At 72.4% G+C, this 14,732-nt stretch carries 10 protein-coding genes; 5 read left to right on the forward strand and 5 right to left on the reverse strand.

Going from position 1 to position 14,732, the window contains the following annotated elements:
- Positions 1-67: 67 nt before the first annotated feature.
- Positions 68-2,788: a pyruvate, phosphate dikinase gene (gene ppdK / locus ABZ117_RS00745; protein ID WP_356816200.1), complete on the reverse strand. Its 2,721-nt coding sequence runs from the start codon at positions 2,786-2,788 to the stop codon at positions 68-70.
- A 418-nt stretch (positions 2,789-3,206) separates the two neighbouring features.
- Positions 3,207-4,427: an ROK family protein gene (locus ABZ117_RS00750; protein ID WP_356816201.1), complete on the reverse strand. Its 1,221-nt coding sequence runs from the start codon at positions 4,425-4,427 to the stop codon at positions 3,207-3,209.
- 120 nt (positions 4,428-4,547) lie between these two features.
- Here ABZ117_RS00750 and ABZ117_RS00755 point away from each other — a divergent pair, with 120 nt between their 5' ends.
- The 3 genes from ABZ117_RS00755 (at position 4,548) to ABZ117_RS00765 (ending at position 10,445) form a co-directional block, all read left to right on the forward strand.
- Entirely contained in the window at positions 4,548-5,981 is a 1,434-nt protein-coding gene (locus ABZ117_RS00755; RefSeq protein ID WP_356816202.1) for a hypothetical protein, read from the forward strand.
- Positions 5,978-7,915 carry a glycogen debranching N-terminal domain-containing protein gene (locus ABZ117_RS00760; protein ID WP_356816203.1) on the forward strand — a complete coding sequence of 646 codons (1,938 nt, stop codon included), beginning with the start codon at positions 5,978-5,980 and terminating at the stop codon, positions 7,913-7,915. The genes ABZ117_RS00755 and ABZ117_RS00760 overlap by 4 nt, the downstream gene beginning before the upstream one ends.
- Positions 7,916-8,876: 961 nt before the next feature.
- Positions 8,877-10,445 carry a CDP-alcohol phosphatidyltransferase gene (locus ABZ117_RS00765; protein ID WP_356816616.1) on the forward strand — a complete coding sequence of 523 codons (1,569 nt, stop codon included), beginning with the start codon at positions 8,877-8,879 and terminating at the stop codon, positions 10,443-10,445.
- Here the strand turns inward: ABZ117_RS00765 and dusB are convergent, their stop codons facing one another.
- A complete protein-coding gene (gene dusB, locus ABZ117_RS00770; protein ID WP_356816204.1) occupies positions 10,446-11,576 on the reverse strand; it encodes a tRNA dihydrouridine synthase DusB in 1,131 nt (376 codons plus the stop codon).
- A gap of 143 nt (positions 11,577-11,719) precedes the next feature.
- Between dusB and ABZ117_RS00775 the strand changes: the two genes are divergently transcribed.
- Positions 11,720-13,171, forward strand: a complete 1,452-nt coding sequence (locus tag ABZ117_RS00775) for an MFS transporter (protein ID WP_356816205.1) — start codon at positions 11,720-11,722, stop codon at positions 13,169-13,171.
- Between the two features lie 162 nt (positions 13,172-13,333).
- Here the strand turns inward: ABZ117_RS00775 and ABZ117_RS00780 are convergent, their stop codons facing one another.
- Positions 13,334-13,471: a hypothetical protein gene (locus tag ABZ117_RS00780; protein ID WP_356816206.1), complete on the reverse strand. Its 138-nt coding sequence runs from the start codon at positions 13,469-13,471 to the stop codon at positions 13,334-13,336.
- A 54-nt stretch (positions 13,472-13,525) separates the two neighbouring features.
- Positions 13,526-14,005, reverse strand: a complete 480-nt coding sequence (locus tag ABZ117_RS00785; protein ID WP_356816207.1) for an OsmC family protein — start codon at positions 14,003-14,005, stop codon at positions 13,526-13,528.
- A 185-nt stretch (positions 14,006-14,190) separates the two neighbouring features.
- On the opposite strand from ABZ117_RS00785, the gene ABZ117_RS00790 reads away from it, so the two are divergent.
- Positions 14,191-14,646, forward strand: a complete 456-nt coding sequence (locus ABZ117_RS00790; RefSeq protein ID WP_356816208.1) for a hypothetical protein — start codon at positions 14,191-14,193, stop codon at positions 14,644-14,646.
- Positions 14,647-14,732 lie beyond the last annotated feature (86 nt).

The following is a 14,732-nucleotide window of genomic DNA, read 5'->3' on the forward strand; positions in this document are numbered from 1 at the left end:
TGTGCCGGAGCCGCCGCCGATCGGATGAGGGTCGGGGACCGGTGACGGCTCCGGGGTCCGGACCGCCCTAGCGGTGGTCGCTGCCCGTCGACTGCGTGGCCGCGCGGCCGGCCTCCAGGCGGGCGACCGGGATGCGGAACGGGGAGCAGGAGACGTAGTCCAGGCCGACCTCGTGGAAGAAGTGCACCGACTCCGGGTCACCGCCGTGCTCGCCGCAGACGCCGAGCTTCAGGTCGGGGCGGGTACGCCGGCCCGCTTCCGCCGCCAGCTTCACGAGGGAGCCGACGCCGTCCCTGTCGATCGTCTCGAACGGGGAGACGCCGAAGATGCCCTTCTCCAGGTAGGCCGTGAAGAAGGATGCCTCCACGTCGTCGCGGCTGAAGCCCCACACCGTCTGGGTCAGGTCGTTGGTGCCGAAGCTGAAGAACTCGGCCGCCTCCGCGATCTGGCCGGCGGTCAGCGCGGCCCGCGGCAGCTCGATCATCGTGCCGATCGCCAGCTTGAGCGCCGTACCGGTCGCCGCCTGGACCTCGGCGATGACCTGGTCCGCCTCCTCGCGGACGATCTCCAGCTCCTGGACCGTGCCCACGAGCGGGATCATGATCTCCGCGCGCGGGTCGCCCTTGGCGGCCTTGCGCTCCGCCGCGGCCTCGGCGATCGCGCGGACCTGCATGGTGAACAGGCCGGGGATGACCAGGCCGAGGCGTACGCCGCGCAGGCCCAGCATCGGGTTCTGCTCGTGCAGGCGGTGGACGGCCTGGAGCAGGCGCAGGTCGTTCTCGTGCGGCTCCTGGCGGGACTCGGCCAGGGCCACGCGGACCGACAGCTCGGTGATGTCGGGCAGGAACTCGTGCAGCGGGGGGTCGAGGAGGCGGATGGTGACGGGCAGGCCGTCCATCGCCTCGAAGAGCTCCACGAAGTCCTTCTTCTGGAGCGGCAGCAGGGCCTTCAGGGACTCCTCGCGCTCCTGCTCGGTGTCCGCCAGGATCAGCCGCTCGACCAGCTCGCGGCGGTCGCCGAGGAACATGTGCTCCGTGCGGCACAGGCCGATGCCCTGGGCGCCGAAGCGGCGGGCGCGCAGCGCGTCCTCGGCGTTGTCGGCGTTGGCGCGCACGCGCAGGCGGCGCTTGCGGTCGGCGAAGGCCATCATGCGGTGGACCGCCTCGACCAGCTCGTCCGCGTCGTCGGCGCCGGGGTGCATCCGGCCCTCGAAGTACTCCACGACCGGGGAGGGCACGACGGGGACCTCGCCCAGGTAGACCTTGCCGGACGAGCCGTCGATGGAGATCAGGTCGCCCTCCTCCACCACATGGCCGCCGGGGACCGTCATCCGGCGGCGCTTGGTGTCGACCTCCAGCTCCTCGGCGCCGCAGACACAGGTCTTGCCCATGCCGCGGGCGACGACGGCCGCGTGGGAGGTCTTGCCGCCGCGCGAGGTCAGGATGCCCTCGGCGGCGATCATGCCGTCGAGGTCGTCGGGGTTGGTCTCGCGGCGGACCAGGATGACCTTCTCGCCGGAGCGGGACCACTTCACGGCGGTGTAGGAGTCGAAGACGGCCTTGCCGACCGCGGCGCCCGGCGAGGCGGCGATGCCCCGGCCGACCTGCGCGGTCTTGGCGTGCTCGTCGAAGCGCGGGAACATCAGCTGGGCCAGCTGGGCGCCGGTGACCCGCTGGAGCGCCTCGGTCTCGTCGATCAGGCCCTGGTCCACGAGCTGGGTGGCGATGCGGAACGCGGCGCCGGCGGTGCGCTTGCCGACGCGGGTCTGGAGCATCCACAGCTGGCCGCGCTCGATGGTGAACTCGATGTCGCAGAGATCCTTGTAGTGGTTCTCCAGGGTCGCCATGATCTGCATGAGCTGGTCGTACGACTTCTTGTCGATCTGCTCCAGCTCGGCCAGCGGAACGGTGTTGCGGATGCCCGCGACGACGTCCTCGCCCTGCGCGTTCTGGAGGTAGTCGCCGTAGACGCCCTGGTGGCCGGAGGCGGGGTCGCGGGTGAAGGCGACGCCGGTGCCGGAGTCCGGGCCCAGGTTGCCGAAGACCATGGAGCAGACGTTCACGGCGGTGCCGAGGTCGTGCGGGATGCGCTCCTGGCGGCGGTACAGCTTGGCGCGGTCGCCGTTCCAGGAGTCGAAGACCGCCTTGATGGCGAGGTCCATCTGCTCGCGCGGCTCCTGCGGGAAGTCGCGGCCGGCCTCCGTCTTGACGATCTTCTTGAAGGTCGCGACCAGCTTCTTCAGGTCGGCGGCCTCCAGGTCGGTGTCGACCGTGACCTTCTTGGCGTGCTTGGCCTTCTCCAGGGCCTCCTCGAAGAGGTCGCCGTCGACGCCGAGGACGGTCTTGCCGAACATCTGGATCAGGCGGCGGTAGGAGTCCCACGCGAAGCGGTCGTCGCCGGCCTGCTCGGCCAGGCCCTTGACCGACTTGTCGGAGAGGCCGATGTTCAGGACGGTGTCCATCATGCCGGGCATGGAGAACTTGGCGCCGGAGCGGACCGAGACCAGCAGCGGGTTGTCGGGCTGGCCGAGCTTCTTGCCCATCTTCTGCTCGAGGGCGTCCAGGTGCGCACTGACCTCGTCACGCAGTGCCGCGGGCTCCTCACCGCTGTCCAGGTAGACCTTGCAGGCCTCCGTGGTGATGGTGAAGCCGGGAGGGACCGGGAGACCCAGGTTGGTCATCTCGGCGAGGTTGGCACCCTTGCCACCGAGGAGGTCCTTGAGGTCCTTGTTGCCCTCGGTGAAGTCGTAAACGAACTTCGCTGCGTGGGGATCTTTGTTTTCCGACACGGGTCTCGACTCCTTGAGGCCACGGTGGCTGCCCTGACGGCCAGGAACATACCCAGATCGAAGGCCCCTGGGTACGTCCACTTGCGCGTCATGCGCCTGTAACCACCTGTCCGCCAGCGGATCGAAAGTCAAGGCTTGGCAAGCCAAGCGCGCTCAGTGTTTTCACTTCTTGAAGACAAGAGCTCCTTCAAGGCGAGTTCTACGCTCATGTGAGCATTGTCCAGCACGACTGAGTTCGATCGATGAACGATCAAGGGGTGGCACCCAGTGCCACCCCTTGGAGAAGTGCAGTCGTGCTTGATCCGCTCGTTTGAGCGCGACCCTTATCAAGGGTGGCGAGAATCACGCTGCCACAGAGCGGCCCGTTCCACCATGCGGACCCGGCCGCGGACGGGCTCCACCTCCGGAAACACCCGCGTCACATGCCCATCGCCGTGAGCCGCTCCTCGACCCGCTCCGGCGCGTACAGGTGCTCCACGACCAGCGCACCGGCCCCGAGCAGCCCGGCCCGCTCCCCGAGCCGGGAGGTGACGACCTCCAGGCGGGCCGTGGAGCGGGGCAGCGCCCGCTGGTAGAGCAGCTCGCGCACGCCGGTGACGAACGGCGTCCCGGCCAGGTCGCCCGCGATCATCAGGACGCCCGGGTTGAGCAGTGTCACGACGGTCGCCAGCACGTCCCCGACCCGGCGCCCGGCCTCCCGGGCCAGCGCGGCGGCCTCCGGGTGGCCGGCGGCCAGCAGGTCCCGCACGTCGGAGCCGGAGGCGGCCGGCACCCCGGAGGCGGCCAGCCGCCGGGCCACCGCGCCACCGCTCGCGACGGCGGCGAGACAGCCGTACGAACCGCACCGGCACAGCGCCTCGGTGCCCACCCGTATGTGCCCGATGTCGCCGGCCCCGCCGTCCACGCCCCGGTAGACCGAGCCGTGCACGATCACCCCGGCGCCGATGCCGGTGGAGACCTTGACCAGCATGAAGGCCGTGCAGTCGGGGTGTCCGGCGCGCTGTTCGCCGTAGGCCATCAGGTTGGCGTCGTTGTCGACCAGGACCGGGACCGCGTGGGCGCCGGTGTGCTCGGTGAAGGCGCGGGAGAGCCGGCCCCGTATGTCGTAGCCGTCCCAGCCCGGCATGATCGGGGGCTGCACGACCCGGCCGGTCTCGCTGTCCACCGGGCCGGGCACGCCGAGTCCGATGCCGCAGACCTCCCCGGCCCGGTGCCCCGCCTCGGCAAGCAACCGGGCGAACCAGCGGCCCAGTTGACCGAGGACGGCGTCCGGACCGTCGTCGACGGCGAGCGCGCCGGAGTGTTCGGCGAGGAGGTCGCCGGCCAGGGTGAGGACGGCCGCGCGGGCGTGCCGGGTGTCGAGGTCGGCGGCGAGGACGACGGCATGGGAGTCGTCGAACTCCAGGGTGACGGCGGGGCGTCCGCCGAGCGGGGAGCCGACCGGGCCGCCGGCGCCCTCCCGCAGCCAGCCGGCCCGGAACAGCCGGTCCAGGCGGTGGCCGACGGTGGCCCGGGACAGTCCGGTCACCTGCTGGAGCGCACCCCGTGTCACCGCGCGTCCGCTGCGCACCAGTTCGAGCAGGTCGCCGGAGCTGGCCTGTCCCGCGCCCCTGCCCGTCCGTCCCGGCCGCCCGGTCATGCGCACCCCCTTGTGTTCATCAAGCTTCCCTTACATATTGGGTTTTGCGTGTTAAATAGACGTAACCCTGCGGTAGCCGTAGCCAAACCCGGTCGGCCGGATGTCTTCGGGGAGCCCCGAGTGGATCGCACTGCCCAGCTCACAGCCCGTCCCGCACCCGGCGAGATCGCATACGATCCGCCGGACTCGACGGCGTCCGCGCACGTCAGAGCGGCCCGGGTGCTGGACGCCAACTGGACGGGCAGCTCGACGGTCCCGTCCCGCAACCTGTATCCGCACCAGTGGTCCTGGGACTCGGCGTTCATCGCCATCGGACTGCGGCACATCTCGCCGCTGCGCGCCCAGACCGAACTGGAGACGCTGCTGACGGCCCAGTGGGCCGACGGGCGCGTCCCGCACATCGTGTTCAACCCCTCCGTGCCGCTCGACGCCTACTTCCCGAGCCCCGACTTCTGGCGCTCCGCCACCGCCGGGCGCGCCGCGGGCGCCCCGCGCACCGTACAGACGTCCGGGATCGTGCAGCCACCCGTGCACGCGCTGGCGGCCTGGCTGGTGCACCGCGCCGACCCCGTGCTCTCCCGGGCCCGCGGCTTTCTGACCCGGCTCCACCCGCGGCTGGCCGCCTGGCACCGGTATCTGCTGCACCGCCGGGACCTGGGCGGCGGCGGCCTGGTGTCCGTCGTGCACCCCTGGGAGCAGGGCATGGACAACAGCCCCTGCTGGGACGCCCCGCTCGCCCGGATCACCCCGGCCCCGGCCCGCTCCTTCCGCCGCGCCGATCTCGACCACGGCGCGCCCGGGGACCGGCCCACGGACCTGGACTACGGGCGGTACGTGCGGCTGGCCGCCGACTACCGGGACCGCGGATACACCCGGGAGGACGGGGAGTTCGCCGTCGAGGACCCGGCGTTCAACGCGCTGCTCATCGCCTCCGAGTACGCCCTCGCCCGGATCGCCGGGGAACTGGGCGCGGCCGGCACCGGCCGGTACGCCCGCGCCGAACGGCTGACGGCGGCGCTGGTGGAGCGGCTGTGGGACCCGCGGGCCGGGATGTTCCGCTGCCGGGACCTGCGGGGCGGGGGCCTCGTCGCCGAGCGCGGGGTCTCCGGCCTGGTCCCGCTGCTGCTGCCGGGCCTGCCCCGCGACATCGCCGCCGCGCTCGTCCGCACCCTGCGCGGGCCGCACTTCTCGTTCGGCGACCGCACCCGGCTCGTGCCCAGCTACGACCTGCTCGGCGAGGCGTTCGACCCGCACCGGTACTGGCGCGGCCCGGCCTGGTTCAACACCGGCTGGCTGGTGGAGCGCGGGCTGCGGACGCACGGCGAGACGGCGGCGGCCGACACCCTGCGCGCGGCCGTGGTGCGGCTGGCCGACGCCTCCGGGTTCGCCGAGTACGTCGATCCGTTCACCGGTGAGGCCTGCGGTGCGACCGGCTTCGGCTGGACCGCCGCGCTCGCGCTCGACCTGCTGGCCACGGACCGCCCGGAACCGGGCGTGTCCCCGACGGGCAGTGGCGCGTTCGACAGGAGTGACAAGGGAGGGGACCGGAGATGACGGAACGGCATCATCTGCTCGTGCACGGTGCGACGTTCGCCGCCGTGGGTGACCGGGGTGACATCGGCGGAGTGCGGGGCGGGTGCGTGCCGGACGGCCTGTTCGTCCGGGACGCCCGGCATCTCAGCCGCTGGCAGCTCACCGTCGACGGCGCGGTGCCCGAGGTGCTCGCGCCGGTCGCGGACGGGGACGCGGCCCGCTGCGTGCTGGTCCCCCGCGGCGGCCGGCAGGAACCGCCGGCCCACACCCTCTTCCGTGAACAGGCCGTCGGGGACAGCTCGTTGGTGGACTCGGTCACAGTGACCAGCAACCGCCCGGTGGCCACCACCGTACGGCTCGCGCTCACCGTCGACGCCGACTTCACCGACCAGTTCGAACTCCGCTCCGACCACCGCACCTACGTCAAGGCCGGCGCCGTACGCTCCCGCGAGATCCTCGACGACGGCATCGAGTTCACCTACCGGCGCGCCGAGTGGCGCTCCAGTACGACGATCACCGCCGACCCGCCCCCCGACTCCGTGGAGGAGACGGGCACCGGCGCCCGCCGCCTGGTGTGGACCCTCGGCCTCGCACCGCACGGCACGACGGAGCTGGTGCTGCGGGTGATCGCCCGGCCGCACGGCGAGAAGCGGGCCCTGCGCGTGCCCCGGGACCCGGCCGCCGTGCACGCGCAGATGCTGGAGCTGGAGGGCGAGTTCATGGAGGGGGTCGCCTTCCCGACCGGCTGGCCGGAGCTGGCGGCGTCCTGCGCCCGGGGCCTGGCCGACCTGGCGGCGCTCCAGATCCCCGCGCGCGGGCCCGACGGCGAGGAGCTGCGGGTCCCGGCGGCCGGCGCCCCCTGGTTCCTCACCCTGATCGCCCGCGACGCGCTCCTCACCTCCCTCTTCGCCCTGCCCTACCGCCCCCGGCCGGCCGCCGCCACCCTCCTCGCCCTCGCCGCCACCCAGGCGACCGGCGGCGGCATCTCCCGGGTCGCCCAGCCCGGCAAGATCGTGCATGAGGTCCGGCACGGCGAACTCGCCCACTTCGGGCAGGTCCCCTACGGCCGCTACTACGGCTCGGTCGACGCCACCCCGCTGTTCCTGATCCTGCTCGGCGCGTACGTCGAGCGGACCGGCGACACGGCCCTGGCCCGGCGTCTGGAGCCGCACGCGCGCGCCGCCGTCGGCTGGATGCTCGACCACGGCGGCCTCACCTCGCGCGGCTACCTCGTCTACCGCGCCGACGAGGGCGGCCTCGCCAACCAGAACTGGAAGGACTCCCCCGGTGCGATCTGCTGCGCCGACGGCACCCGGCCCAGCGGCGCGGTGATGGCGGCGGGCGCCCAGGGCTACGCGTACGACGCGCTGCGCCGCACGGCCGCGGTGGCGCGCGGGGTGTGGGCCGACGAGACGTACGCCGCGCTGCTGGAGCAGGCGGCGGCCGACCTGCGGGACCGGTTCCAGCGCGACTTCTGGATGCGTGAGCACTCCTTCCCGGCGCTCGCGCTGGACGGACAGGGCCGCCGCATCGACGCGCTGGCGTCCGACGCCGGGCATCTGCTGTGGTCGGGGCTGCTGGACAAGGAGTACGGGGAGCTGGTCGGCCGGCGGCTGCTGGAGCCGGACTTCTTCTCCGGCTGGGGCGTGCGCACGGTCGCCGCCGGCCAGCCGGCGTACCACCCGCTGTCCTACCACCGCGGCTCGGTCTGGCCGCACGACAACGCGCTGATCACGCTGGGGCTGGCGCGGTACGGGCTGCACGACGAGGCCCGTACGGTCGCGCACGCGCTGGTCGACGCGGCGGCGGCGACCGGGCACCGGCTGCCGGAGGTGTGGGCGGGGTACGGGCGGGACACGCACACCGAGCCGGTGCCGTATCCGCACGCCTGCGTACGGGAGGCCCGCTCGGCGGCGGCACCGCTGGCCCTGCTGACGGCGGTGGGCGGCGCGTAGCGCCTCCCGGCGGGTGGGCGAGCGAGAACGGACGGCACCGCGGCGGCCCGCCGGACGGCGGACCGCAAGGGCTCCGGCGGACGGCCTGAGCGTGAAGGGCCCCGGCGACGCGATAGCGAGCGGGGCCCGGCGGACAAGAGGCCTACGGGAGTCCCGGCGGACGGGCTGGACGCGGAGAGCCCCCGGCCGACGCGCGAGCCAGCGGGGCCCGCCGGACGGCGGACCACGAAAGGGTCCTGCGGACGAGCTGGACGTGAGGCTCCCGAAGGCGCGCGAGCACGAGCGAGGCCCGCCGGACGGCGGACCACAACAGGACCCGGCGGACGAGCTGGACGCGGAACCTCCCGGCAACGCGCGAGCCAGCGGGACCCGCCGGACGGCGGACCACGGGAGTGCGGCGGACGGCGGACCACGGGAGTCCCGGCGGACGGGCTGGACGTGGAAGCTCCCGGCAACGCGCGAGCCAGTGAGGCCCGCCGGACGGCGGACCACGAAAGGGTCCGGCGGACGAGCTGGACGTGGAGGCTCCCGAAGGTGCGCCAGCGGGGTCCGGCGGATCTGGGTCACGAATCCCGGTGGGTGCGCGGGTCGTGGGGGCTGCCCGTCGGTCTCGGGGGCGTTTTCGTCGGTCGTCGTGGTGGTCTTCCGCAGCGTCTCCGGCGCCGTCACGTCCACTCCCCGTACTGCCGGCGGTGCCGCGCGCTGTTGACCAGGTGTTTGCCCGGCGCGCGTGAACGGCGGCCCCCGGGGGGCCGTAACGGTGGGCATGAGCTCGCTCCAGTCAGCCGAGGAGGCGGTTGCCGCCGAGGTGGCCGCACCCGTCCCGCGCCCCTTCCGCCGCCCCTGGACCCTCTGGGCGGCGTGGCGGCGGCGGTGGCGGGAGGAGCATCCGGCCGCCGCCGGGGCGCTGTCCGTCACCGTCACGGTGCTGGCCGCCGCCCTCGTCGTCGCCGCGCTCGTGATGCCCGACAAGGTGGTGGGGCTGGGGCCGGCGAAGTTCCTGCGGATTCCCGCCGAGGCGGTCGTCGGCGCCGCCGTGCTGCTCGCGCTGCCGCGCCGGCCCCGGGTGGTGCTGGCGGCGGTGTCCGGGGTCGCGCTCGGGGCGATGACCGTGCTGAACGCGCTCGACATGGGCTTCAACCAGTACCTGGGCCGCGGCTTCAACGTGATCCTCGACTGGGAGCTGTTCGGCGACGCGGAGTCGTATCTGGAGGACTCCCTCGGCCGCACGACGACCCTGGCCGCCGTGGCCGGGGTGATCGTCGCCGTCGTACTCCTCCTCGTACTGCCGGCGCTGGCCATGGTCCGGCTGAGCAACCTGCTCGCCCGGCACACCGCCGCCGCGACCCGCGGCACGCTGGTCGCCGGGGTCGTCTGGATCACGTGTTCCTCGCTCGGCCTGGAGGTCGCCGGCGTGCCGGTCGCCGCCGACCGCACCGCCACCGCGCTGAAGGCGCAGGTGCGCCAGGTGTCGGCCACGCTGCGCGACGAGGCGGAGTTCCGGAAGGTGGCCCGCGTCGACGCCTTCGGGAACACCCCGGGCAGCCAGCTGGTCCCCGGCCTGCGCGGCAAGGACATGATCTTCACGTTCATCGAGAGCTACGGCCGCAGCGCCATCGAGGACCCGGTCATGGCCCCGGGCGTCGACGCCACCCTCGACACCCGCACCAAGGCCCTCGCCAGGGCCGGTTTCCACGCGAAGAGCGGCTGGCTGACCTCGGCGACCTACGGCGGCAGCAGCTGGCTCGGCCACTCCACCACCATGTCGGGCCTGTGGATCAGCAACCAGCAGCGCTACCGCACGGTCATGGCCAGCGACCACCTCAGCCTGACGGAGGCGTTCAAGAAGACGGGCGCGTTCGACACGGTCGGGGTCATGCCGGGCGTGCAGAAGGGCTGGCCGGAGCAGAAGTGGTACGGCCTCGACAAGGTCTACAACGCCTTCCAGCTCGGCTACCGGGGCCCGAAGTTCAGCTGGTCGACCATGCCCGACCAGTACGCCCTCCAGCAGTACCAGGAGCGGGTGCACAGCAAGCGGCCGGCCGGCGGCAGGTCACGGATGTCGCTGCTCATCCTGACCTCCAGCCACCAGCCGTGGGCGCCGATCCCGAAGATGGTCGGCTGGGACCGGCTGGGTGACGGCTCGGTCTTCAAGGGCGTCGAGGCGGCGGGCAACGACCCGGCGGACGTCATCGCCGACACCACCCGCTCCCGCGAGGAGTACGGCAAGTCGGTCCAGTACTCGGTGACCGCGCTCACCCAGTGGCTGCAGCGGTACGGCACCAGGGACACCGTCCTGGTCTTCCTCGGCGACCACCAGCCCATCGCCCGGGTCAGCGGCAACCACGCCAGCCGGGACGTGCCGGTGTCGATCGTCGCCAAGGATCCGAAGGTGCTGGACAAGGTCGCCGGCTGGGGCTGGACCGACGGGCTGCGGCCCGCGCACGACGCCCCGGTGTGGAAGATGAGTTCCTTCCGGGACCGCTTCCTCAGGGCGTACGGCTCCACACCGCACCCGAAGAAGGGCTGATCAGCCGCCGGACGTGTCCAGTTCCGCGTCCTCGCTCACGCCCGCGCAGTCGTACGGGTCCTTCAGCCAGCCGTCCGGCAGCACCACCCGGTTGTTGCCGGACGTACGGCCGCGCGGCCCGTCCGCGCCGGCCGGCCAGCCCTGGGCGAGGTCCAGCTCGTCCAGGCCGGCCCGCAGCTCCGCCAGCGAGGACGTCACCGCGAGCCGCTTGCGCATCTCGGAGCCGACCGCGAACCCCTTGAGGTACCAGGCCACGTGCTTGCGGAAGTCGATGACACCGCGTGCCTCGTCACCGAGCCACTCACCGAGCAGGGTGGCGTGCCGCACCATGACGTCGGCCACCTCGCGCAGGGCCGGCCGGCGGAAGTCGTCGCGGCCCTCGAAGACCGCCACCAGGTCCGCGAACAGCCACGGCCGCCCCAGACAGCCGCGGCCCACGACCACCCCGTCGCAGCCCGTCTCGCGCACCATCCGCAGGGCGTCCTGCGCCGACCAGATGTCGCCGTTGCCGAGCACGGGGATCTCCGGGACGTGCTCCTTCAGGCGGGCGATGGCGTCCCAGTCGGCGGTGCCGCCGTAGTGCTGGGCGGCCGTGCGGCCGTGCAGGGCGATCGCGGTGACCCCTTCCTCGACGGCGATGCGTCCGGCGTCGAGGTAGGTCATGTGGTCGTCGTCGATGCCCTTGCGCATCTTCATGGTCACCGGCAGATCGCCCGCGCCGGTGACCGCCTCGCGCAGGATGGCCCGCAGCAGGTTCCGCTTGTACGGCAGGGCCGAGCCACCGCCCTTGCGCGTGACCTTCGGGACGGGGCAGCCGAAGTTCAGGTCGATGTGGTCGGCGAGGTCCTCCTCCGCGATCATGCGGACGGCCTTGCCGACGGTCGCCGGGTCGACGCCGTACAGCTGGAGGGAGCGCGGCCGCTCGCTCGCGTCGAACCTGATCAGCTGCATCGTCTTGTCATTGCGCTCGACCAGCGCCCGGGTCGTGATCATCTCGCTCACGAAGAGGCCCTTGCCGCCGCTGAACTCCCGGCACAGCGTGCGGAAGGGCGCGTTCGTGATCCCCGCCATGGGGGCGAGCACGACGGGCGGCACGACGGCGTGCGGGCCGATGGTCAGCGGGTGGGTCATCGCGTGGCTCCGGGGACGGACGTACGGCACAGGGCGAGCTCCCATTGTCCCTCACCGCGCGCGTCACCCGTCCATGAGCCGGCGAAGACGGTGTATCGCTCATTAGTTAGCCGCACTATCGACATCGGCGTACGATGGAGCGCATGCCCGAGCTGAGCCATCGCCGACGTCTGCTCGTGCTCGCGATCTGCTGCATGAGCCTGCTGATCGTGAGCCTGGACAACACCGCGCTGAACGTGGCACTGCCCTCCATGCAGCGCGACCTGCACGCCGCCACATCCGGTCTCCAGTGGACGATCGACGCGTACACGCTCGTCCTGGCCTCCCTGCTCATGCTCGCCGGCTCCACCGCCGACCGCATCGGCCGCAAACGCGTCTTCATGGCCGGCCTGGTCGTGTTCTCCATCGGCTCGCTGCTCTGCTCCCTCGCCCCGAACCTGGAACTCCTCATCGTGTTCCGCATGGTCCAGGCGGTGGGCGGCTCGATGCTCAACCCGGTCGCCATGTCGATCATCACCAACACCTTCACCGACGCCCGGGAACGCGCCCGCGCGATCGGCGTGTGGGGCGCCGTGGTCGGCATCTCCATGGCGGCCGGCCCACTGGTCGGCGGCCTGCTGGTGCAGTCGGTGAGCTGGCGCGCGATCTTCTGGGTCAACCTCCCCGTCGGCCTCGCCGCCCTCCTGCTCACCCTCCGCTTCGTCCCCGAGTCCCGCGCGCCCAGGGCCCGCCGTCCCGACCCGGTCGGCCAGCTGCTGGTGATCGCCCTGTTCGGCTCGCTGACGTACGCGATCATCGAGGCGCCGGACGCGGGCGCCGGCACGGTCGTGCCGTTCGCCGTGCTCGCCGTGGCGGCCCTGCTGGCCCTGCTCAGGTACGAGCCCCGGCGCGACGAACCCCTCATCGACCTGCGCTTCTTCCGCTCGGCGCCGTTCAGCGGAGCCACCGTGATAGCGATCAGCGCGTTCGCGGCCCTGGGCGGGTTCCTGTTCCTGTCCACCCTGTACCTCCAGAACGTCCAGGGCCTGGACGCGCTGCACGCCGGTCTGTGGATGCTCCCGATGGCCGTGCCGACGTTCCTGTGCGCGCCCCTGTCCGGCCGCCTGGTCGGCAGCCGCGGCCCCCGACTGCCCCTCCTGGTGGCCGGTACGGCGATGACCGCGAGCGCCGTCCTGTTCGCCGCGTTCGACGCGCAGACCACCGGCGCCGCCCGCCTGGCCGGCTACGTCCTCTTCGGCATCGGCTTCGGCTTCGTGAACGCGCCCATCACCAACACGGCCGTCTCGGGCATGCCCCGGGCGCAGGCCGGTGTCGCCGCGGCCGTCGCCTCCACCAGCCGGCAGCTGGGCCAGACGCTCGGCGTCGCGGTGATCGGCGCGGTCCTGGCGTCCGGCATCGGCTCGTCGCCGTACCGGCACACGTTCGTCGCCGCCGCCCGCCCCGGCTGGTGGATCCTCGCCGGCTGCGGCCTGGCCGTCCTGGTCCTCGGCCTGCTGACCAGCGGCCGGTGGGCCCGCCGCACGGCCGAACGCACGGCCGGCGACCTGGAGCCGGCGGAAACACGCGAGCCGGTGGGGGCCACGGGCCGGGCCTGAACCGGGGGCCGCCCACGTCCAGGGCCCCATTGCGCGCGTCAGCGGGGCGCGTACTCGAGGTACAGGGGAGTGGCCAGCACCCGACCAGTCCTTCGACCACAGGTCCGCGGACGGCCGCCCCCGGCCATGCGTCGCCGTACCTGAACTCCTCCGCGATCCGGATCAGTCCCCGACTCGCAGGTCGGCATCCGATCTCTGACGGCGACCGTGCTTGGCCTCGATCATGCTCACCACGGCCTGCAACGCCCCGACGGTGGAGGACTGCCGGCTGTCGCTGGCCAGCGTGGCCTTCAGGGTCATGGGCGGTGGCCTGAGTGGTTCGCTCCTGCGGACGGAGTGCTGCCGGAGCGCTTCTCAGTCTCCCTGGACACGAATGACGGGTGTGTGGGTGATGGGGAAGTTCACCGAGCGGGCGATGAAGCACAGGGCGGGCACGTCGCCGTGCAGCGAGCGGGCCTTCTCCGCCATCGACGCGTCGGCGACCGTCACCTCGGGACGCAGGACGACCTCGGTGATCCGGCCCCCACCGCCGTTCTCGTCCATGGTCATGACCCCGTGGGCGTGATCCTCGTAGTCGGTCACGGTGACCCCGCCGACAGCACACAGGTGGAGGTACCAGAGCATGTGGCACTGGGCGACGGAGGCCACGAGCAGCTCCTCGGGGTTCCATCGCGCGGGGTCCCCGCGGAACGCGGGATCCGAGGAGGCGGCGATCCCGGCCTTGCCGTCCGCCAGTACCTCGTGATCCCGGCTGAAGGACCGGTAACTGTCCGTGCCGGAGCCGAGGTTGCCCGTCCACTCGACCGTGACGTCGTAGGTGTGCGTTGTCGTCATGGGGCCAGAGCCTAGAAGGCGCTCGGCCGCGACAGCCACCGGTGGCGGCCCCCGCCGACCCCGAGCAGCCGGCGGTGACACCCCTGAATTTCTTCAGGTCGGTGTCGTCTTGTGGATGAGGACATCCGCAGGCGGCGGGACGGACACTCGGCACGAGATACCCACGAGGGAGGGGCCGTACCCGGATGTTCAGTGAGAAGTCCTCGCGTCGGCTGGGGCGTGCCTTCGTGGTGCTCGCCGCGGTGCTGGTCATCTGGATCTTCGAGATGGGAGCTGCCCCACGCGGTCATGCCGAGGTACGCAACTGGTCCAGTTCCTGGATCGGACTCGACGTGCTGGAAGTGCTCGGGCTGCTGGCGACTGCCGTCCTGCTGCGCACCCGCTCGGCCTGTCTGGCTCCGGTCGCATCCGCGACCGCCACACTGTTCGCCCTCGATGCCTGGTTCGACGTGATGACCGCCCTTGCCGGGAGTGACTGGTACAGCGCGATGGCCTTTGCGGTCATCGCGGAGATACCGCTGGCCGCGACGCTCGGCGCTGTCGCCGTCACCGCGCCGCGCCGTGTCCTTCCCGACGGCCCGCGCCTGGTGCGACGCCCAGGCGGCTTCGGGGAGGCATCCGGTCCGGGAGCGGATCGATGAGCCGGGCCCGCGGGACCGGAACGCTGCCGCAGGGCGGGTAGCCGTCCCCGCATGCTCGCCATGGCGGACCACTCCCACGGCGCGGC

Origin of the sequence: Streptomyces sp. NPDC006309, from assembly GCF_040613095.1 — a bacterium.
In the GTDB taxonomy this organism is placed as follows: domain Bacteria; phylum Actinomycetota; class Actinomycetes; order Streptomycetales; family Streptomycetaceae; genus Streptomyces.